A 20,856-nucleotide genomic window follows, 5' to 3' on the forward strand; every position below is an offset into this window, starting at 1 on the left:
TACAGAATTCAGTATTTATAAGCAACTACAAGTAGTAATTAGTAATATCAGAATGCCGCGGTCGTACTCGGTTGGTGAGTTCGCGGACGAACTCGGCGTTCACGCCCAGACAGTCAAACGCTGGTGTCGCAACGACGACCTCGATTACACTCGGACACCGGGCAGGGAACGACGGATTCCATATCGGGAACTCCGCCGACTTGCTGGCGATACTCGCCCGACAGACCGTGTCGCCCTCTACGCTCGTGTTTTCAGTCACGGACAAAAAGACAACGGCGACCTCGACCGGCAACTCGACCGACTCACAGACTACGCGCACGACCATGGCTGGAGCGTCGAAAACATCTACACTGACGTTGGCAGTGGTCTGAACGAAGACCGCTGTGACCTCGACTCACTCCTCGATGACGTGCAAGATGCCGACTACGGGCGCGTCCTCGTTACCTACGAAGATAGACTCACTCGATTTGGTTTCTCGTTTCTCAAACGATGTTTCGACTGCTACAGTGTCACCGTTACCGTCATCGAAGACGAGACTGACAAATCTGCACAGGAAGAACTCGTTGACGACCTCATCAAGCTCGTCGCCAGTGTCACCGGCAAGCTCTACGGGATGCGTTCATCAAAAAACAACAGGTCGTCAACACCGTCGAATCAGCGGTGAAACCCGGTGAGTGACCACCTTTCACTTCCGATTCACCTTCCAGACGAGGACGCCGAGCGATTCAAGCGACTGGCGACACTCACGCAACGAGTCGCCAATCACGTCCTCGAAGACCACTGGACGCCAGCCCATCTCGACGGGATTGCTGACGCATCCCATCAGGCGTGGAAATACTTTGACGAACATGAACCGTTCGGAGAACTCGAACTGTATCTCCCCTCACGGTTTCGACGGTGTATCTTGCAGAAAGTCGGTGAAACGCTTCGAAGTCACGCCGGCCGCCGAGACGCTTTTCAGTCTATTCAGAGCGTGTTGCCTGACCACAAAATCCGACGTATTCACCGCCGACACATCAAAGACCAGCTCTGGGAGGACGGTGATTATCTCTCATCGGGTTACGTTGACATCCTCATCGACCAACTCAACAGCTACTACGACCGTCACGGCACGTATCCAGACACGTATCTGGAGATGCAGGACTGCCCGGAGTATGACAACGGCGTACTCCCGTTCTCTGCGGATGACGGCCCGACATCGGGCCAAGCTGTCAAATACCAGTACGACACCCATAGCGAGACGCTGACCATCCGAATCAAGACGCCAGACACACGTTCACCAGAGACACGCGGCGATTGGTCGTGGACAGAGTACGAGCGCGACGGCTACGAGGCATTTCACAACCTACTTTCCCACGGCGATCTCTCGGCTCCTGAGTTCCAGCCGTCTCATCGCAAAACTGGTGACACCTACTACGAACTTTCGTTCCCCGTCGAAGTCGAACACGCAGAGGCAACTGACGGAACCGACTGCGTACTGGCGCTCGACGCCGGAATACGGAAAGACATGACTGCCGTGGTGGTCACTGACGATGGCGAGCAACTATCCACGCCACATTTCATTCAGTTCACCGACCGTGACGGGATGCGACGACTTCACCGGGAACGCACCCGCCTGAACGACCGCCTTGCCGCGTTGCGCCGTGACGGTCGCTCGCATACTGGCGAGTTCGCTCACATCCACAGTGAGTACGAGCGGGTGAACAGCAAACTCCAAAACAAGCGTGACCAACTGACACACGGCGCAGCCAACCAAGTCCTCGCGCTCGCACTCGCCTACGACGTGGATACAATTGTTCACGAGGATTTGCGCTCGCTCTCACCGCCGGGTGACGAAGGCGCGTTGTCGTGGGAGTTGTCATCGTGGGCACGGCGAGATATCATCAAGAACATCGAGTATCGGGCAGAATGTGCTGGACTCGCTGTCGAGCGGGTCTACCCGGAGGGGACAAGTCGGTCGTGTCCTCGGTGTGGTTCGACCGGCCACACCTGTAAGTCACCCGATCATCACCACGAACAGTGGTGGGGCGGGCACTTCCGGTGTGACAACGCGCGGTGTGGCTTTGAGGGTGACCGGGACTACATCGGGGCGCTAAACGTGGCTCGCGTGTTCTTCAGCGAGACGGACGAGCTAGACCACGGTTTCACATCTTCCTATACGGGGGATTCTGAAATCGTGCTAGCTGGCCGTTCCGCTGGCACGCGGCTCACGTTCGGATCTGGCATCGTCGCCTACGAACCCGAACAGGCAACGGCGACCACTGGTGGTGGGTCGGCTGTCATAGCGCCTGCTGTCGTCATGCCCGAGTCGAACGCAGATGGTAGTAATGGACGTGGCCCAGTCGTCCAGCAGTGTACCCAATTCTTACGGTGTACTACTGAATGCTACTGAAAATTGGAACGGTTTGGACCCCAGCAGGGAGCAAGGCCGACGTGGATGGGACCGATCGATACTGCTGGTTCGCATGACCGTATTGTGAGCACCGGTGACCGCGACATTCATTATGATATAAACGCTTACAGTTGGATTTGAGCAATACTCATGCCCGTCGATCTTCTAAAAAGTGACCCATATGACACGATCAACGTCCGTCTCGGGACAAACAAAGCTGCAATCATCAAACTCCTGTACCAGGATACTAATCTCGCGTACACACCGGCAGATATCCGGGAGGTGCTTGACCTGCCGCGCGGTACAACATCGACGACGTTGTCCCGCCACTACGACGACGGGCTGATCGGAAAGACCAGCGACGGACTATACCACGGGCTTGAGAGTCGGGATGAGGTACGGCGATTCGCGCGGAGTCTCGTTCAACTCGACGACATGGCGACTCGATATCCAGATCCAGGCCTCACCCCAGACGACGTTGAACAGACTGGCGAGGGCGCACGGCTACCACACGACCGTGCCGGCGCCGACAGCGTCAAGTCCGAAGAGGAGCCAGCGCCCACTGAGTGGGTCGACAGTACTGACACCGCATCGAGCCCAGACACTGACTCGGCCTCAGACGGTGTGTCTGATGACGGGCGCTAACAGCTAATTTGACAAGTCGTTTGGCCCCGAGTTTGGTTCATAAGCGCTGCCGTAGAGTGCAAACACATGTTTCAGCAGCCGTTTGTTGTCCTCGTAGCGTTCCCACTGCCGAAGGACGCGATTCCGGTCTCGAATCGCTGTGCTGTCGAGGTCGTCATCCGTGAGTGTCGATTCTAACTCGTCACGGGACTCGACCCCAAAGTCGGCCTTCCACTCGTCGATGTCGTCTTGGATGGCCGCGACCTCCTCACGGAGGTCCGCTCGCGTGTGCGTGTTGATCAGCTCGGTCAGTTCGGTGAAGTAGCGCAGCTGGTAGTTCGGTGCGTACTTGGTGTGCCCGTCATCGCCGTCGACGGCTTGTATCTGCCCGAACTCGACGAGCATCTCGAGCTCATCTTTCGCGGTTTGCCAGGCGGACACCTGCGCTTCCTCGCGAACCCACTCGACGGAGCGCGGTTTGGTGAGCGTTGTCGCAACTTCCCTGACACGCTCGCGAGCGGAGAGGTCGTCCGTCCACGGTGCGAGGCCATGATCGGTCATACAGGGCTGTACACGCGATATTCTGTTATTTTTTGGGATGACTCACACACAGACGAGACCACGGAGCGCAGCGCGACTGGCATCCGCCGACGACTCCGTCACTGGTGGGATGCGCTGAGGGTGTCTCGTCACAGCAGTGTCAACCCCGCCTCCCCAAGACACAGCGAGAACCGGACCGCGTCGGGGCGAGGTAGTCGGGGTGAGCGTGCGCGATACGACAGGTCGACCGTGTCGTCGCATGCGTCTATTCCCACGCGTTGCCCCCGCTGCTCGCCGAGACGCCCGCCGTTCGGCCACCGATCGGCATAATTCTTAATAGATATTAATGACGTTTGGATCACATGACGAAGCGATCCGTTTCCGTCCCGCCGGAGGTCCGGGCGCGGATCGACCGGTACATCGACTCCGTGGACGACCGACTCGCGGGATCGGAGCCGACGGCCGACGTGGTACAGGAGGTCCTCGCCGAGCTGCACGGCGACGGCGACGTGTACGACCGGTGGCAGGCGGGCGAGTCGATCCGGTCGTTCCAGCGGCTGCGTCTCGACCGCTACGACCCGAGAAACGTGCTGGTGAAGGGCGACGAGTGGGCCGAGAAGGACGAGCGGGCGTTCCGCGAGGCGAAGTCGATCAAGTGGCTGTGGGCGGGGTTCGACGCCTCGCCCGCGGCGAACGACCTTGCGTTCGCGCTGCCGTTCCGGGAGATGCTGGCGAATCACCTCTTCGCCGAGGCGGGCGAGGACCTCTTCTTGGAGCGGGGGATCACCTTCCCATGCGGGCACAACATCGAGATGGGCGATCGCACGGTCGTCCACCAGAACGTCCTGTTGGACGACAGGGGCGCGCTCTCGATCGGCGACCGCGTCTCGATCGCCGACGGCGCGACGATCCACAGCCACGGCCACGACGTCGTCGATCAGACTGACGTCTCCATCTATCTGACCGAGATCGACGACGACGTCCGGATCGCCTCCGAGGCGATGGTGGCGGCCGGCTGTCGCGTCGGCGAGAACGCCATGGTCGGCGCGAAGGGGATCGTCCGCGGCGACGTGCCCGCGCACCACGTTGCCGTCGGGACGCCGGCGAAGAGCGTGCGGGTCAAGCCGGGGTGGGAGTCGGTGGCCGCCGACCCCGGCCCGCTCACGGACCGGCGCGACCAGCGACGGATCGACTACGACATCGCCGAGGAGATAGACGTCGTCGACGAGTTCCAGCGGAACCTCTCACCGCCCGACAGCGGCGACACCGCGGGCGACTGACGGCGGGCCTTATCAGCCGGTGTGGGGCGTGTCCGCGGCCGCTCCGTATCCGCCGTGGCGCGTGGCCGCGGTGTCGTCCGCCGCCGAGGGAGCCGACTCGCCGGCCAGCGGGATCGAGACGCGATTGTCGGTCCGCTCGACTGCGATCCCGAACGCCGCGGAGCGCTCGGCGACGGTCTCGCGCACCCACGCGGCGACCTCGGGGCCAGCGAGCGTCGCCGCCTCGTCGGCGATCGCGGTCGGCTCGACGCGCAGCTCGGCGAGGGTGCCGTCGCGGACGACCAGCTCGAACAGCGCGCTGCGCTTGTTGTGGACGCCCTCGCGGTCGGCGTAGTCGACGTAATCGTCCACGAAGTCGCCCGCGTCGTAGATGATCGGGCGGCCCCGATACACCTCGACGCCCTGCAGGACGTGCGCGCTGTGGCCGTGGACGACGTCGACGCCCCGGTCGACGAGCCATCGCCCGAACCGCTCGTGGACCCGCCGCGGCTCGGTCTCCCAGTTCGCGCCCCAGTGGAGCGAGGCGACGACGAGGTCGGGATCGTGTGCCCGGGCGCGTTCGAGGATCCCCTCGACGAGCGACCGGGTCGCGGGGAGCCGCGGATCGAGTGTCGCGAAGGCGGTCCCCGGCTCGTTCGCCGCCGCGGCAAAGGCCGCGGCCTGGTCGGTGAGGCCGAACGCCGCGACGGTGAGCTCGCCCGCCTCGAAGACCGCGGGGGCGAGCGCCGCGTCGCGGTCGGTCCCGGCGCCGGCGTGCGCGATGGCGGCGTCGCGCAAGTGCGTCCGCGTGTCGCGGAGCGCGGGCCCTCGAAAGTCGAGGACGTGGTTGTTCGCGAGCGAGACGAACGACGCGCCGGCGGCCTCCAGCGCCGGTATCGCGAAGGACGGGTCCGACCGGAAGTAGTACACCTTGTCGGGCCATCGCGTGCCGCGGTCGGAGACGCAACACTCGAGGTTGGCGACGAGCCCGTCGAGCGCCTCGAGCTGCGGCAGCGTCGAGCCCCAGACGCCCGCGGGGTCGTCGTCGACCCAGCGCTCGGTGACACTGCGGCCGAGCATGCAGTCGCCGACGAATCCGATCCGCGCGTCGACGTCGGCGGCGTTCGGGCCGTCGTGGTTCGCCCCGTCACCGGCACGCCGACCGGACGGCAGCGCGGCGCAGCCGGCGACGCCGGCGAGTCCGGCGACGCCCGACGCCAGCAGGCTTCGACGCGTTCGCATCGCGTGTGGGTTCGCTGAGAGAGAAGTTGAACCCACCGCTCGGACTGTCGTTTGATGTAGTGGTGGGTTGGTCGCTAGAGTATATGTGTTATGAGGTCATAGAACATAATAGAATTCCAGAATATCACCGCACACATCGCCCGCTTCCTCCAAGAGGTCGCTCAGCTCTCCACGATCGAGGATACAAACTATGACTGAACCCACCGACGACGGCTGGCCCGAGAAGTACCGTGATCCCCGTGATCGCCCCCATCCCAGCGTGCTTCGCGTCACTGTGGAGTCGTTCGAGGAGATGCGTGAGGAGACCCGCAATACCATCGAAACGGTCAGTGAGGGTGACGAGCAGCCTGCGGTCGTCTCGTTCGCGACGGTCGGTGAGCTGCGGACGATCCTCACCGACCGCCGGATCGAACTGCTGCGGGCGCTCCTCGCAATCGGTGGCGCGGCTGAGAGTATCTCAGCGCTCGCAGACGATCTCGGCCGGGACTATCGAGCGGTTCACGACGACGTGTCGCTGCTCGCCGACCACGGCTTGCTGTTCATCGTTGCGGAGGGCGGGTCGAAACGACCGTACCTCCCGTACGAACGCATCCATCTTGACGTCGAACTCGTTGGCGGCACACCCGGCGAAGAGCACGCCCCAACGCGGTAAATCAGCGCTGTCCTTTTTTAATGAGTAATCTAACGTATTGGTATAGAATAGTATGAGTAACACAGAGTCTGAAAAAGTGGTCTCTGTGTCATCGCGGGGACAAGCGACCATCCCGAAAGAGTTCCGTGAGGAGTTGGGTATCGACACGCCCGGCCGTGTAAAGTTCGTTCGGACCGAGGAGGGCGACATCGTTGTGCGTCCGATCCACTCGGTGACAGACTTGCGTGGGATTCTGAAAGACAAAACTGACGACCAGGGGCGCACGGCAACCGAGCGCCTTCAGAAGGAACGCGCAGCGGAATTACTGGACAACTCAAGCTCCTTCTGACCCCGCAGTTAGTACTCGATGGCCGCGGAGTACCGGTCCAACACGAGCACGAACGCCGCGCCGGCGACTGCCGCGAGCGCGAACCGCGGCGCCGCGGCGCGCCACGTCTCGCTGCTCTCGGCCAGGCGGAGCGACACCTCGACGAGGGGCGCCCGGAGCGCGCCCACGACCAGGCTGACGAGAAAGGCGAGCGTCGCGGCCCGGGCCCGCGCGAGCGCGTAGCGGATGGCGTGTGCGACCGTGAACAGCCCGACGACGCCGCCGGCGAGGAACGCCACCACGGGCGGGACGGTCGCGAGGAGCGCGTCGCTTCCGTTGCCGGTGAGGAACGCGACGAGCCCATCAACGGCCCGGCTCACGGTGCCCGACATGTACTCGTACTGACCGAGCACGACCAGCAGAAGCGACCCGGAGATCCCCGGAAGCACCATCGCACTGACCGCGACCGCGCCGGCGACGAAGACGACCGGCAGCGAGCTGCCGAGCGCGGTCGACGCGTACCCCGACGCGAGGAAGGCGAGCAGAAAGCCCGCGATCGCCGCCGCCTTGCGACGGGGCGTGTCGAGCGCGACGCCGCCGAGCAACACGCCCGCCGACGCCGCGATCAACCCGAAGAAGAAGCCGTACGTCGCGACCGGCCGGGTCGAAAGCAGATAGTTGACGCCGCTCAAGACGGCGACGACCGCCGTGCCGATCCCCGCGCCGAGCACGAGGAGGAAGGCGCCGTCGATCTCGTGGAACGCGGCGCGCGCGTCCGGGATGTTGGCGGGTCGGACGCCCGTGAGGATCCGTTGGATCCGTCCGGGATCGATCGCGGTGACGGCCGCGATCAGCCGCTCGTAGATGCCGACGATGAGCGCGATGGTGCCGCCGGAGACGCCGGGGACCGCGTCCGCGCTCCCCATCGCGATCCCCTTCAGATAGAGGGTCGCCCACTCCCGGAGGCCGGCCATCGCTGGTTACGCGCTCGTCCCGTCCCGGGGCGTCGCGACGGTCGCCGTCGCGTCCGCGACAACCGGGCTCGCGGGCGTGATCGCCGCGCTCTCGTTGCCTGAGCCGTCGCCATTAGAGCCGCTCCCGTCGACCGGACAGTCGGGGTCGCCGCTCGGGCAGTCGATGATTTCCTCTTCAAGCTCGACCGTCGCCGCCGCGTCGTCTTCGCCGACGACCTGGCCCTCGGTCACTTCGACCTGCCCGACGCGCTGGGTGGTGTACAGATCGTCGCCGGTCACCTGTTCGGTGCTGACGGTGTACGGCCCGGTCGCGCGGACGCTGGTGTTGGTGTAGCCGTTCTCGGGCCCGAACTCGTCGTACCCCGTCGTGGAGTACGGCACCGTGAGTTCGAAGTTGCCGTTGGAGTCGGCCTCCGCGTACTGCGTGTACTCGAACGTCTGCCCGGAGGGCTTCTGCATCTCGACGGTCGCTTCAACTTCTTGGCCGGGCTGGGCGCCCGACCCCTCGATTGTCGCGCCGGGCACCCGTTCGAACGTCTTCACGTAGTCGTCTTGGAAGGCCGCGAGGAAGGATTCGCCGAGGATGTCCTCGACGCTCGTTCCCTCGGAGACGAGCTGTTGGAGCACGCGGACCTGCAGCGCGGAGGGCGACTGGCCCCGCGCCTGCGAGGCGTGGACGAGCCGGTGGTGTTCGAGGGCTGTGACGCGCTCGGAGGGGAGCGTCCCGACGCCGCCGACCTGGGCGCTGCCGTCCTCCGCGACGTACTCGCGGGCCGCGGTCATGTTGTCGAACTGTTTGATCGTGGCTGTCGGGTCGGCCGGGAGCGTGTTCACCTCGACCTGCTCGCCGCTCTGCGTCTGGGCAGTCCGGGTCTCCCAGTCGACGACGACCGGTTCGGGCTCAACCGCGCTGCCGTAATGCTCGTACAGGCGGATCATCTGGCTCTCGTGGTAGCGCTGGGTGTTCACCTGCATCACCGTCTGGAACCCGCCCTGCTCGGTCTGCTGGTAGAGGACGCGGTTGAAATCGGAGCGCGTCTCGTTGCCCGAGTAGAAGGTGACAGGCGCGCCGAACTTGGAGTTCGGCGAGGCCATCTGCCAGTCGACCATCACGTAGCGGGTGTGTTCGCCCTCGGTGCTCTGGCTCGCGAGAACCTCGCGGGCCTGCTCCTCGCTCGGCGCGAGGAGGTAGTCGGCCGCTTCACCTGCATTTTGTTGGAACGGGTTCGCGTTCGGGATGCGCTCCGCGCGGGTGGTGATCCAGTGGCCGTAGTCCCACCACGACTGCACGCCGTACGCGCCCTCCGGGTACTCAAAGTCGCCGTCGTCGGGGCGCTCGTAGGTGCCGTACAGCTCCATCGGGTTGTCCGCGCCCTCGAGTTCGCCGGGCGTGGGCGTCTCGTCGTTCATCCACTGGAGGCTGCCGTCCCACTGGGTGACGCCGCCGGGGCCGGTGTTCGCGCCGGCGGCCCAGACGGGGGTCGCCATCGCGACGAGCGGGACGATGAGGACGACGACGAGGGCGATCGCCGTCATCGCCTGCCACCCCTCGACGTCGCGGAGGTCGTCGAGCGAGCGGAGGCTGATCGCGTCGAGCGCGACCTGGAGGAAGTACGCCGCGCCGACCGCGACGATCACCGCGAGGTAGTAGTTGAAACGGGTCTGCGTGAACGCGGCGCTTCCGATGAACGCGGCCCAAACGACGAAGTACAGCTCCTCGGTATCGTACTCGACGAGGAACGTCGCGCCGACGAGGAAGGCGGCGGCGATGACGAGCCCGACCACCTGCCAGCTCACGCCGACGACGCCGCCGACCGCGTCGTACAGTTGCGGGACCGCGTAGACGGAGCCGACGACCGCGAGCGCGGCCGGAATGTAGAGGGTGTGGGTGCTGTCGTCGGAGCGGTAGAGGGGGCGCGCGAGGACGTAGAGGATCGCGGCGAGCGCGAGGAAGAACGCGAAGCCGTACTGCGAGAGGACGAAGTCGGAGAAGGCGGCGTTCTGGAGCGGGGGTTGGCCCTCGCCGATCGTCTGGAACGTCGCACGGGCGCTGAACCCGACAAAGTTCAGAAGGTTACTGGTGAGCGTCGACCACAGCGAGGGAAGCGCCAGCCAGACGACGCCGGCGGACGCGAGGATGAGGCCGCCGACGGCCGGCGGGTACGTATTCACCTCGAGTTCGCGCGACTCCCACTGACGGGCGAGCCACGCAAGGAAGACGGCGCCGAGGGCGACTCCGAGCGGGAGCACGACCTGCGTGAGCGAGTAGCTGGTAACGCCGAAGGAGAAATTGTCGAGTGGAATCACCTGCATCAGCCCGGCGACGCCCATCGACACCGCGCCCGCGAACGCGATCGGTTCGGGACTCGTGTTGTGGTATACATCGCTCGTGATCTTGATCGCGAGGAAGACGCCCGTGAACCCGACCATGAGAACGCCGGGCTGCCACGTCCACATGTACAGACCGAGTGCGACGCCCGCGGCAGCCGCGTACGCGGCCGGACGTTTGAGCGCGTCCCAGTCTTGATCGACGACGAGCTCCCAGACGGGCGCTTCGCGTTCGGCGACCGCGAAGGCGACGAGGAACGCGAGCACGGCAAGACTCTGGAAGAGGACTTCGGCCGCGCTGTGGTCCGGGAAGCCGACGAGACTGTAACTGAAGAAGGTGCCCGGGAAGAGAGCCAGGACGACCACGGCGGCGACCGCAGCGAAGCGGTCGACAAACCGGCGCGCGATGAAGTACGTCGGGATCGCAACGAGAGAGCCGGCGATTGGGGCCATGATGAGCATGACCTCTTCGGTGCTGCCCATAATCGGGCGGGCGATCCAAACGCTGACTGCCATGATGTGATCCCATAGCGTTCCGAACTGGCCGGCCGACCGGCCGACCGGGAAGCCGGTCCAGACGTCGAAGGGGAGGGTGTTCGGCCAGTTCTCGAGGAGGTAGCTCGTCTCGCGGAAGTGGTACCACGCGTCGTTACCGCGGAAGTACACTTCGCCGTTCTGAATGAAATTCCCGTACGATCGGAGGCGGGTCCACAGCATGAAGGCCACGGCCACGAGGAGGAGCGGGACGTGGTACCACCGTTGGAGGACATCGAGGGGCGATCCCCCGTCATCCCCGACGGCGTCGGTTTGCTCTCTCATTACACGAAGTCACTTCCAAAACCTCCATAAGGCTTGTTATATACCGCCCGGCGGCGGGTTCAGAATCCTTATTGATCCGGGCGGGAAATTTGGCGCTAATGAAGGTCTCCGTCGTCGTCTGCACGTACACGATGGACCGCTACGACGTGTTCACGGAGGCCGTTGAGAGCGCGCTCGCACAGACGTACGATCCAATCGAGGTCGTGCTTGTGATCGACGGCAATCCCAAGGTGTACGAGCGAGCGGTTGAGGACTTCGGCGAACGTGAGAACGTCGTTATTTCCGACAACGAGGAGAATGAAGGCATCTCCTACAGTCGGACGCGCGGCGCGGAGCTGGCGTCGGGGGAGATCGTCGCGTTCATCGACGACGACGGCGTGGCCGAGGAAGACTGGATCGCGAACCTCGTCGAGGTGTACGAGGAGATGGACGCGATTGCGGTCGGCGGTGACGTGCGCCCGAACTGGCAGGGCGAGCGACCGGACTTTTTCCCGGAGGAGTTTTATTGGCTCGTCGGCTGCGTCGAGCCGGGCTTTGCCGAGGACGGCGAAGAGGTCCGGAACACGTACGGGTCGAACATTTCGTATCGGCGCGAGGCGTTCCTGCAGGTCGGCGGCTACGATCCGAACACGGGTCGGAAGGGGGACAAACATCTGCAGGCACACGAGGCGCCCGTGGGTATTCGACTCATGGAGGAGTTCGGTAAGGGGATGGTGTACACCGAGGACGCCGTCGTGCACCACACCCTGTTCGAGTATCGCGGGGAGTTCCGGTGGTTGGTGTTCAGGTCGTTTTGGCAGGGGTACTCCAAGCGCGTGATGGATCTACTGTACCCGGACGCGCCCGACGCCAAGGGTGACTACCTGAAGTGGTTGCTAACGGAACGGATTCCGCGCCGGTTAGAGGGGTTGGTTCGGTCGCCGTCGACGGCCGCGGTGACACAGCTCGGGGCGATAGGGGCATTTACTGCGGCCGTCGGGTTAGGGTATTTGTACGCGATGGCGACGCCGGGGCTGGTGGGGAAAGCGAATCAGTAGCTAACTCTCGAGACGTTATGTAGTATCTTCGATCAACGGTACCCGAGATCACGGAGGTGTTCTGCAACGTCGGTTTCGACAGAGTCGGATTCAATTTCGATATCGGGCTCTCGGGTGTGCTTGTCTTTTGCGGTGGTCTCTACCCACGGGACCTTTCGAACTACCGGATGAGGGAATCCCTCGGGGTGTCCGTATGCTTTCCACTCGCCGAAGGCTTCGCCATGATCAGACGTGATGACGACCTTTTCGGCGTCGATATTCTCTAAGAGCTCCTCGACATCGTCAAGCACCCACCGGAGCGTCTCCTTGTACGCGTGGTAGACTTCGTCACGAGAATCGTGGCCTTCTTCAAGAAGCTCGTAGCCACGGTTCTCGATGTTAGTCGCCTCTCGTCCTTCGCGATACGCAGCACCGATGTAGGGAAGGTGTGGTTGCGTGTAGTGGGTGATGATGCGATTGGCGTCACCGTTTCGTCCTTCCTCGATAGTGTAGTCCGTCATCGGTTCAGGAAGCACGGAACCGTAGGTATCGTCGTGGTTCGTCTCCCAAACCTCAATATGAGAGTGAAGAGTGTTCTCATCGACAGTAGACCAAGAAGAGATATCTAACGGGATGGTGTTGTTGGCTGGTGGTCGATTTCCACGTTTCAGTATCCCTGCACTAAACCCATTACCTGAGATATATGTTGTACCCTCAATCTCCGCTCGGTATGAATCCGTCAGTGTATTTGCCATCCACTCGGCGGACTGACTGCCGACTGACCAGGTGCTATCGACATTCTCAATAAAACCGTACTCACCGGCGACTTCTCGTAGAGTGTCTACGCGGCACGCATCGAGGATGACGAGCAGATCCCAGTCAGTCTCGTAGACATGCCGTCCGAATGGCCATCGGGAGGTAACGGCGTACCAAAGCGTGAGGTAGAGCGTGAACACGAAGTATAATGGGGCTCGTTTCGGATGCTCGCGGATGTGCTCACGGATCTCCGTGAACCACTCGCGGAAATTCGTCTCCATCACACGCTGGTAGTGAACAGCCTATCAAGAAGACCGTGGTATCTGTGTCGTTGTTTCGATTCAGAGATAGCCGAGTTCTTCCAGCTGAGACTCTACTGCACTGTTGACATCTGTTGTCTCGTTATTGGTGCTCACATCTTTGATATCTGTCGTGAATGGTACCTTGGCGTTTGCTGGGACGCGTTCAAAATCACCCTTGTGTTTGAGTACGTATTCGCCGTTCGTACGTTCGTAGTGGCGTGCTTCACCGTGTGAATTCCATACGTACTTGTCACAACCGGAGTTTATATAGGCGCACCGCGACACCCGGTTCCAGTAGTCGAAATCCTGATGATCAGTTGGAGGATGTGCCACGCCGAGGCCAGCGACTTCTACGGCGATCGGAGACTCCCTCTCGAATTCGGTCCCGGTGGCGATCGCAGTGACTAGCTTTCCAAGGTCAAGGTGTGAGATTGGGGCAGATTCATCCAGTGATAGGTCAGCATTAACAACTTCAAGCGGAACGTGTACCAGCGCCTCCGACATATCCGGTGTGACGTGACCGAAGCGCCGCTCGTCGGTTGTCTCGCCGAGTTGTTCACCGTGATCCGCCGTGATAACGACAGCTGTATCATCAGCCAAGCGTTCACAAAATTGGGCGACCTGTCGAGCGGTGTACTCAACGGCAGCAGCGTAGAGGTCGCGGTAGGCTGCGATGTCTAATTCATGTTCGTCGAACGTCTTGTCCATGTTCATCGACAAGGCACTGATGTCCGGGCTGCTATTGCGGTGATCGTCCGCTATTAGCGACTGATCATATCCATGAACATTCGTTAACGGACCGTGCGCGTCCATAATATTCACGAACACGAAGGTCGGTTGTTCGGACTCGTTCAGTACGTGGCGTGTCCGAGACAGAATTCGCTTGCATCCATCATCGAATGGCTTCGGAAGGGGAAGTTTCTGGAACAGTTTCTCAGTCTGGGATGCGATGCCATTACCGAGGCTCTTCAGAGGGTGGCTGTGCTGTACACACGATGCTAGGAATTCTAGGTAGCGCGTCCAGCCATCTGTTGAGGATTCGTGCCAAAACTTCGATGGCGACAATCCCTCAGCCCAAGGCATCGAGGATTCCACGTGATAGAATTCATCGAAAAGTTCATCAAATCCGAATATCGGACTTGCGTACGGGTTCGCACTTACGCCGACACACTGGAAGCCGTCCAGATTAGAAAGGAACGTATCCTCGGGGCCTAGTTTACCAAATGCTGGAGTGGCAGAATGGAATCCGTGCTGATGTGGTAGTATCTCTGTGAACATGCTCGCGTGGCTCGGGACGCTCCATGTACTTGCAGTACGACACTCCTCAAAAGAATGGTCTACAAGAGCATCAAGATCATCGGCATGTTGGTTGAAGTAGTCGTATCGGACCGTATCAAGACAGAGGAGCACGATATTTCGGGTCATAGGGCATTTACTACAGAAAACGATAAAGAAACCCTGGTATATTATTAGATCGAAGATATTGACGCCCGTACTCCAGATCTTGTTTCTGTTATTAAACCCACATGCGAGCGCACAAAAAACGTTCTCCCAAAATCGCGTAGTTGAGCTGTCGGGGAATTTTGATAACTGATATTAATGAAACTTATTTTGTTTTTGCAAAGAGTGATAATGTTCCATATCCCGCATCGAGAACTGCTCTGCCGGATGGCCGCCAACAATTGCACCCTTCGAAATGTCGTCAACAACGGTCGATCCTGCTTGAATAATGGCCCCTTCCCCGATTTTGACGCCGGGAAGAATCGTTGTCCCAACACCTATCCACACATTATCTCCGATCTCAACTGGTTTTCGAATGTACGTAGAGTCATAAGGGATCGCATCCCCACTGCGATAGTTATGGTTGCGGGTCAATATACGGACATCCGGGCCAGAGTGAAAATTGTCACCGATGGTGAGTTTTCCGTCTCCACGAACATGCAGTCCATTGAAGTTGACATTGTTTCCCAACTTCGTTTTCGAATTAACCGAACTGGGACCATTCACTCTCAGGTTATCTCCCACTTCTTCGGCTGTTTCACGAACTAAATAAGTGTACTATTGTCTGTGTAGGATATCTTTCGCTCCATTAAGCATTTCCCAGAGGCGCTTGATGACTTGTTTGATCACAATTTTATTGGATGCTAGACGGTCAGTTAAATTCTCCGTATATACCATCCACTAATTCATATACGATCTGCTAAATTGTTTCTGGCCACTGGAGTATTGGTATCATATAAAATCATGGAATTGGACGGTGCCCGAGTTTTTAAGCGGTATACTCATTACTTCACTGTGAGCAACAGACACGAAAAATGCGAAATGACTGAACAGAAATGATCTCTTGAAATGTTCTGAGATGGAGTCCACGGAATCAGAAATTGCTTAATCAAGGATGTTGAATAGACACAAAATGACGGGGACTAAGCCGAATATCTTCTGGATTACGCTAGATAGTGTGCGGGCAGATCACACCTCTTTGCACGGATACGGTCGAGATACCACTCCCGAACTTTCTCGAATCGCAGCTAGTCCAAGCGGAGTTCAATTTCAGCAGGGGATTGCACACAGTACCCGCACTCCGGTTTCAGTTCCTTCTATGTTTACTGGTTTGGTTCCCTCCCGTCACCAAATGATCGGTCAGCGGTCCGGTAATGCGCTGCCGGCAGAGGTGGATACGGTTCCCGATCTCTTGTCAGAAATTGGCTATCATACCATCGGTGTCTCTGAAAATGGATATGCTGGAAAAGCTAAGGATATTGACATACGTTTCGACGAATTCGTTAAATCCTCTCCGACAGAACTAAGTGATTTTTTAACCTACGACTTAGGTACTAGCTTTCTAAAATACTGGTTCAATATCCGTGAGCATGGGCCAGGATTTACTGCTAGTATTAGTGCACACGGAAAGCAGAATTCGTTTTTTACCTCAGATATTGCAAAGCGTAAGATTAGGAAATATGCTAACTCCGGCGACCCGATTTTCTGTTATATTCACTACAACGATCCTCATCATCCCTATGTCCCGCCGTCATCATTCGTGAACGAATATATATCTGAGATTGATGCGACAGCTAAAGAAGCAGTTGAGTTCTCTCTCGAAATGCATGATAAAATGTATGAGTGGATGGCAGACGAGTTACCGCTAACAGAGACAGACTGGGGCAAGCTATACGCTATGTACGACGCTTGCATAAAGTATACCGACGCTTGTGTCGGGGCGTTGTTCGATTTTATCACGGAGAGGTTTGACAACGCAATCGTTGTTATCACCGCGGATCATGGGGATCTATTCGGTGAATACGGACTTCTCGGTCATCACATGGTCCTTCACGATGGTCTCATTCATGTTCCTCTAATCACACACGGACTGAAGGAAGTTACTCATCACGCGGATCGACCAACGCAGCATATAGACATCATGAAGACGCTACTCTCTCTTGTCGGTGCCGATACTAGTCAATTTCAAGGATATGACATCCGAACCCAGACAAGGGAAGTCGCCATTAGCCAAGACTATCGCGGGTCGGTTGACAATCCGGACTCTGAGAACTACGAACGGATCAAAAAACACAATCCCAACGTCGATCTCTCCCATCTGCCAGCCTCAATGGTGACAGCTGCAAGAACCCGGGATTTCAAACTGATCCATACGGAGGAGAACACGATACTCTTTCAACTTCCGGATGAGTTAACTGACGTTAAAAATGAATTCCCAAACGTCCATTCTGAACTGTGTTCGTTCGTTAACGAATGGTTGGAGAACGAGGGGGAACCGATTGAGAGTTCGCCAACAGATCCTGAATTGGCCGGTGCGACAAAAAAGCATCTTGAAGAGATGGGCTACCTATGAATCCCAGACCTAAGGACCAATATATGGACACAAAACAAACAGATCTAGATCAAGTAGCAGTTGCTCACTGGGGAGAACACGTCAACGGCGGTGGTGACCGCGTTGCCTGGGAACTCTCACGAGTGTTCCAAGGTGGGCCGCTGTTCGTGGGATGGCAGGACAAGAGTATTGAACCTCATGATATCGAGACGCAGCAACTCATTAACGGTCGACTGAGTAGGTGGGCATTAGAGCGGGGTGGCATCGCGAGGATGGTAGCACACATGCTTGGGTGGCAGGTGGCCGACCCTCTTCGGGATTACGATGTGCTCGTAACAAGCGGGAACGAGCCGCTGTTCTACGTACCACCGACCGAACAGGTCTGGGTGGCGTACATCCATCACACGAATCGTCGTCAATCTGACCAGATTCAAGAGGTTGAGAACGGTAAATTCGGACCCCTAATGCTGCTGTTCTACTACGCGATCCGTGTCGCGTTCGACCACAACACGCACAAACCAGATGTCTTCCTCGCCAACTCTGAACAAGTGAAACGACGGATGATCCGCTACTGGGGGGTTTCCGAAGAAAAAATAGACGTAGTATATCCGCCAGTGAGCACTAACGCCTACTCGCCTCATGATGCCGAGACTGGCGACTACTACCTCACGCTGTCGCGGCTTGATTGGCACAAAAGTGTCGATGACATCCTGCGTGCGTTCGACAATCTTGACGAGAAACTCGTGGTCGCTGGAGATGGTCCCGAACGTGACGACCTCGAGCGAATTGCGAGCGAAAATGTCGAATTCGCCGGCTACGTTAGCGAGGAAAAAAAGAAGCAACTGCTCGCCGGCGCAAAAGCGTTCATTTTCAACGGACAAGACGAGGATTTCGGTATCTCTCCTGTGGAGGCCTTGGCCGCTGGAACGCCACTGCTGGGTGTCGAAGAGGGAATGACACAGTACCAAGTCATCGAGGGGAAAACGGGGTACACATTTGAACGAGAAGAGTCGGGACGCACGATTCGGAGAGTGGTTCAACAGTTTGAGGATAACGGTGTCGACTGGGATACCCAAAAGATCGCTTCTTTTGCGGACCGCTTCTCTGTCCAAGCGTTTCACGATCGTATGCACGAGGCAGTCGCTCACGCAGTCGAGAACGCGGACCTGACTCCGGAGTGGTACTCCGAAGTCGAAAACATATCATCTAATCCGGAGCAAGGCTTCACAGAAAATTAAGTGCGCTTTGTGTGCTCACCGAATGAACTGCTTAACGAACGTCAGCAGCGGGCCATTTCTGTTAACGCCGAACAGCGCGATGATGAACATCGCGTAGGAGATCGGCCGGACCGGATACCGAACAATAGCGAGTCCGAGGTGCTTCAGCGCCTTCCGGCGGTTCCCGTTGGATTCGTAGTCTCGACCGATGACGTGGTGGTGATACGAATAGATGCGGCTTCGGGTACCGAAATCAAGGTCTGCTGCGCGTTCTTTGACCTTCTCGAAGACCGCGAGGTCGCCCTCAATTCGGCTGTCGAAGTCCTTCGAGATGCTGTTCGGTTGTTCGCGCTTGTCAACGAGAACCTCGTCCACGTAATCGACCTCGTAGTGTTCTGTGATGCGGAGCCAGAGATCATAATCTTGGCGGCTTGGCATGTCGGTGTCAAATCCACCGACTTCCTCTAGTACGTCTCGTCGAACCATCACCGTCGAGGTGGGATGGACGCGATCGCGCTCCAGCTCGTCGACGTAGATGTCTCCCCTCGCTTCAGGATATCGTTCCCACTCGGTACCATCGAGTTCGTACTGGACGAATCCAGTGTAAACGAGGCCAATCTCGTCGTATCTCTCTTCGAAGACGCGGTGCTGCTTCTCGAGTTTGGTCTCTTTCCACGTATCGTCTGCGTCCAAGAATGCTAAGAAAGTGCCACGAGCAGCCTCAACACCGGTGTTTCTAGCTGCACCTGCACCCAAATTCTTTTCATGAGAAACAAGTCGAGCATTGGGGAACTCACTCACTACTGCGTCTATGTCTGCACTGGAATTGTCGTCCACTACGACAACTTCGAACTGATCGTAGGTCTGTTGGAAAACGCTTTCAAGGGCATCACTGAGCAACTCTGGTTGCTCGTAAACGGGAATAATGATGGTTGTATCCACAGTATCTACGGTATTCTTTGTTGTCATAATACAGTTCATGTCATTCTCAGTGTGATATTTTCGGACATCGTGTATTCCGTTCGTAGTTCTCCTGTCATTTTCTGTCTATGACTGGTTACGGACTAACGCTAGTGCACGTTCGAAGTTTTTGATTGGGGTATCGCAGAAAAATAACTGAGGGTCGATCTTTGTCTCCTCTACCGACGACAGCGCTGTTTGTAGCTGGTCTACATCTGAAACTACTGGAATATCGTATTCAGCCACTAATTGCTCCATATGACTAATTCCGTTTGTATCCACCAGTACCGTAGGTGTTCTAAATCGGAGACCTTCATAGACAGCAGTTGAGTATACACCAACTTGAGTAGACGCTCGACTCAATAACTCATACAGTGCTACTTCATCAGCGACCACGTTAACGTCAGATTCCAAGAGCCAAGGGTAATTTGTACGCCACCGATTGTACTCTCCTGGATGAAGCTTATACGTTATAGCTACGTCCTGTCGCCATTCCTCGGCCAGCTCGGTAGCTAATTTACTCAGCTGTTCACCAATTGTTCCTTGCGAAATGAACACTATCTCTTCCCTATTCTCAGCATTCCGATACTGCTGATATTCCCGTTCCAAGTACTGATAGCCGACAGGGAACACGTCCTCCTCGTCCACTGGCAGCTCAACACCGTCGGTCCATACCGGCCCGAAAGTGAACAGAAAATCCGGTGCACACTGCTTCTCCCGGTTACCGGGAAAACTATAACCAAGATGGTATTTATCTATAGTCCCATGCTGTAGTTCTACGACGGGGATATCGGCCTCAGAACAGGCTTCGATGAAGGTCTCACGTCCGTATCCAACAACGACGAAGGCGATCTCGGGGGAGACGCGTTCTAGCAAACAACGATATAGAGGTAAATATACGCGCCGATCAGTCAACTCCTCGTACGCGAGTTGGCCGATATCAACATCGACACCGAATCGTTGTTTGAGTTCTGTTTTAATTTCTGCCACCCGCGATGATGTCAGTCGTTCACCCCTCCGTGTGAGTTTTCGATAAATAGTACTGGTGAAGGTGATTACGTCCAAGTAGTCTACGTTATTGGTCTTCGGCGGTCGATGGTGAGTTAGGTTGTGGTCCGACTCGAGGTACTGGTGATCGAGCGGGAGTTTTTCGAAAAGAGGATCGACGTACAGATCCCACCAGTAACCGTCGTTGAGTTGCTTTCGCCGCTGATGGCCCCAAATCAGCAGGTCGTGCTCGTCGCCGAACAGGGGGTTGCGGAACGCAATATTCCGAGCCCACAGATATCCCCCTCGAAGAAAGTCGGTCGTGTCCTTCTCGATCGAGTCCTGAGGCTGGCCGAAGACTCCGCTTGCTTGAAGAACTGAACGGTACACCGAGAATCGAAGACGTTCCCAGAGCGGAATATCGTTCTCTCGCCACTCGAACAACGAGAGGTCGGACTCGAGCTCCAAGAACGCCTGATACACGTCTCGTAATTCATCGCCGTGAAATGAGATTTCGTTACCAGTCATGTTATCACGACTTTTCGGTGAGTCCGAGAATCTATTGGTTTTTATTTTATATTATTTGGGACTGTATATTTGGTCAGCTCCGTCCAATTGAGCCTTGTCTTAGCGGCGACAGAGTTTCAAG

Annotated in this window: 17 protein-coding genes and 1 pseudogene; 9 read left to right on the forward strand and 9 right to left on the reverse strand. The window is 58.1% G+C overall.

Annotated elements, in window-relative coordinates; translation table 11 throughout:
• Positions 1-52: 52 nt before the first annotated feature.
• From Hrr1229_RS01070 to Hrr1229_RS01080, 3 genes and pseudogenes are all read left to right on the forward strand, one after another.
• Positions 53-678 (forward strand): annotated as a pseudogene (locus Hrr1229_RS01070) (IS607 family transposase).
• Positions 671-2,392, forward strand: coding sequence for a zinc ribbon domain-containing protein (locus Hrr1229_RS01075; protein WP_123114597.1), 1,722 nt, complete (start codon positions 671-673; stop codon positions 2,390-2,392). The pseudogene Hrr1229_RS01070 and the gene Hrr1229_RS01075 overlap by 8 nt, the downstream one beginning before the upstream one ends.
• Before the next feature lie 150 nt (positions 2,393-2,542).
• Positions 2,543-3,037, forward strand: a complete 495-nt coding sequence (locus Hrr1229_RS01080; RefSeq protein ID WP_123114596.1) for a PaaX domain-containing protein — start codon at positions 2,543-2,545, stop codon at positions 3,035-3,037.
• Positions 3,038-3,040: 3 nt separating this feature from the next.
• Here the strand turns inward: Hrr1229_RS01080 and Hrr1229_RS01085 are convergent, their stop codons facing one another.
• Positions 3,041-3,577 (reverse strand): hypothetical protein, encoded by a 537-nt coding sequence (locus tag Hrr1229_RS01085; protein WP_255212540.1) that lies wholly within the window; start codon positions 3,575-3,577, stop codon positions 3,041-3,043.
• A gap of 341 nt (positions 3,578-3,918) precedes the next feature.
• Here Hrr1229_RS01085 and Hrr1229_RS01090 point away from each other — a divergent pair, with 341 nt between their 5' ends.
• A complete protein-coding gene (locus Hrr1229_RS01090) occupies positions 3,919-4,836 on the forward strand; it encodes an acyltransferase (protein ID WP_123114595.1) in 918 nt (305 codons plus the stop codon).
• Between the two features lie 12 nt (positions 4,837-4,848).
• Here Hrr1229_RS01090 and Hrr1229_RS01095 read toward each other — a convergent pair whose 3' ends face one another.
• The gene (locus Hrr1229_RS01095) at positions 4,849-6,057 is read right to left on the reverse strand and encodes a CapA family protein (protein ID WP_123114594.1); all 1,209 of its coding nucleotides are present in this window, start codon (positions 6,055-6,057) and stop codon (positions 4,849-4,851) included.
• A 190-nt stretch (positions 6,058-6,247) separates the two neighbouring features.
• Here Hrr1229_RS01095 and Hrr1229_RS01100 point away from each other — a divergent pair, with 190 nt between their 5' ends.
• Both Hrr1229_RS01100 and Hrr1229_RS01105 read left to right on the forward strand, forming a co-directional pair.
• Positions 6,248-6,709 (forward strand): hypothetical protein, encoded by a 462-nt coding sequence (locus Hrr1229_RS01100; RefSeq protein ID WP_123114593.1) that lies wholly within the window; start codon positions 6,248-6,250, stop codon positions 6,707-6,709.
• A 52-nt stretch (positions 6,710-6,761) separates the two neighbouring features.
• Positions 6,762-7,037, forward strand: a complete 276-nt coding sequence (locus tag Hrr1229_RS01105; protein ID WP_123114592.1) for an AbrB/MazE/SpoVT family DNA-binding domain-containing protein — start codon at positions 6,762-6,764, stop codon at positions 7,035-7,037.
• An 8-nt stretch (positions 7,038-7,045) separates the two neighbouring features.
• Here the strand turns inward: Hrr1229_RS01105 and Hrr1229_RS01110 are convergent, their stop codons facing one another.
• Positions 7,046-7,990: a DUF368 domain-containing protein gene (locus Hrr1229_RS01110; protein WP_123114591.1), complete on the reverse strand. Its 945-nt coding sequence runs from the start codon at positions 7,988-7,990 to the stop codon at positions 7,046-7,048.
• Positions 7,991-7,996: 6 nt separating this feature from the next.
• Positions 7,997-11,137 carry an oligosaccharyl transferase, archaeosortase A system-associated gene (locus Hrr1229_RS01115; RefSeq protein ID WP_123114590.1) on the reverse strand — a complete coding sequence of 1,047 codons (3,141 nt, stop codon included), beginning with the start codon at positions 11,135-11,137 and terminating at the stop codon, positions 7,997-7,999.
• 98 nt (positions 11,138-11,235) lie between these two features.
• Here Hrr1229_RS01115 and aglG point away from each other — a divergent pair, with 98 nt between their 5' ends.
• Positions 11,236-12,174 carry a glucosyl-dolichyl phosphate glucuronosyltransferase gene (gene aglG / locus Hrr1229_RS01120; RefSeq protein WP_123114589.1) on the forward strand — a complete coding sequence of 313 codons (939 nt, stop codon included), beginning with the start codon at positions 11,236-11,238 and terminating at the stop codon, positions 12,172-12,174.
• Between the two features lie 32 nt (positions 12,175-12,206).
• Here the strand turns inward: aglG and Hrr1229_RS01125 are convergent, their stop codons facing one another.
• From Hrr1229_RS01125 to Hrr1229_RS18365, 3 genes are all read right to left on the reverse strand, one after another.
• A complete protein-coding gene (locus Hrr1229_RS01125) occupies positions 12,207-13,190 on the reverse strand; it encodes a hypothetical protein (protein ID WP_123114588.1) in 984 nt (327 codons plus the stop codon).
• 60 nt (positions 13,191-13,250) lie between these two features.
• A complete protein-coding gene (locus Hrr1229_RS01130) occupies positions 13,251-14,636 on the reverse strand; it encodes a sulfatase-like hydrolase/transferase (RefSeq protein ID WP_123114587.1) in 1,386 nt (461 codons plus the stop codon).
• A gap of 171 nt (positions 14,637-14,807) precedes the next feature.
• Entirely contained in the window at positions 14,808-15,236 is a 429-nt protein-coding gene (locus tag Hrr1229_RS18365; RefSeq protein ID WP_123114586.1) for an acyltransferase, read from the reverse strand.
• Between the two features lie 388 nt (positions 15,237-15,624).
• On the opposite strand from Hrr1229_RS18365, the gene Hrr1229_RS01140 reads away from it, so the two are divergent.
• Both Hrr1229_RS01140 and Hrr1229_RS01145 read left to right on the forward strand, forming a co-directional pair.
• Positions 15,625-17,064 carry a sulfatase-like hydrolase/transferase gene (locus tag Hrr1229_RS01140; RefSeq protein ID WP_158606088.1) on the forward strand — a complete coding sequence of 480 codons (1,440 nt, stop codon included), beginning with the start codon at positions 15,625-15,627 and terminating at the stop codon, positions 17,062-17,064.
• Between the two features lie 23 nt (positions 17,065-17,087).
• Entirely contained in the window at positions 17,088-18,281 is a 1,194-nt protein-coding gene (locus tag Hrr1229_RS01145; protein WP_123114584.1) for a glycosyltransferase, read from the forward strand.
• A 15-nt stretch (positions 18,282-18,296) separates the two neighbouring features.
• Here Hrr1229_RS01145 and Hrr1229_RS01150 read toward each other — a convergent pair whose 3' ends face one another.
• Together Hrr1229_RS01150 and Hrr1229_RS01155 are read right to left on the reverse strand one after the other, a co-directional pair.
• A complete protein-coding gene (locus tag Hrr1229_RS01150; RefSeq protein WP_123114959.1) occupies positions 18,297-19,229 on the reverse strand; it encodes a glycosyltransferase family A protein in 933 nt (310 codons plus the stop codon).
• Between the two features lie 78 nt (positions 19,230-19,307).
• Positions 19,308-20,735 (reverse strand): hypothetical protein, encoded by a 1,428-nt coding sequence (locus Hrr1229_RS01155; protein ID WP_148041773.1) that lies wholly within the window; start codon positions 20,733-20,735, stop codon positions 19,308-19,310.
• Positions 20,736-20,856 lie beyond the last annotated feature (121 nt).

The sequence above is a fragment of the Halorubrum sp. CBA1229 genome (assembly GCF_003721435.2).
In the GTDB taxonomy this organism is placed as follows: domain Archaea; phylum Halobacteriota; class Halobacteria; order Halobacteriales; family Haloferacaceae; genus Halorubrum.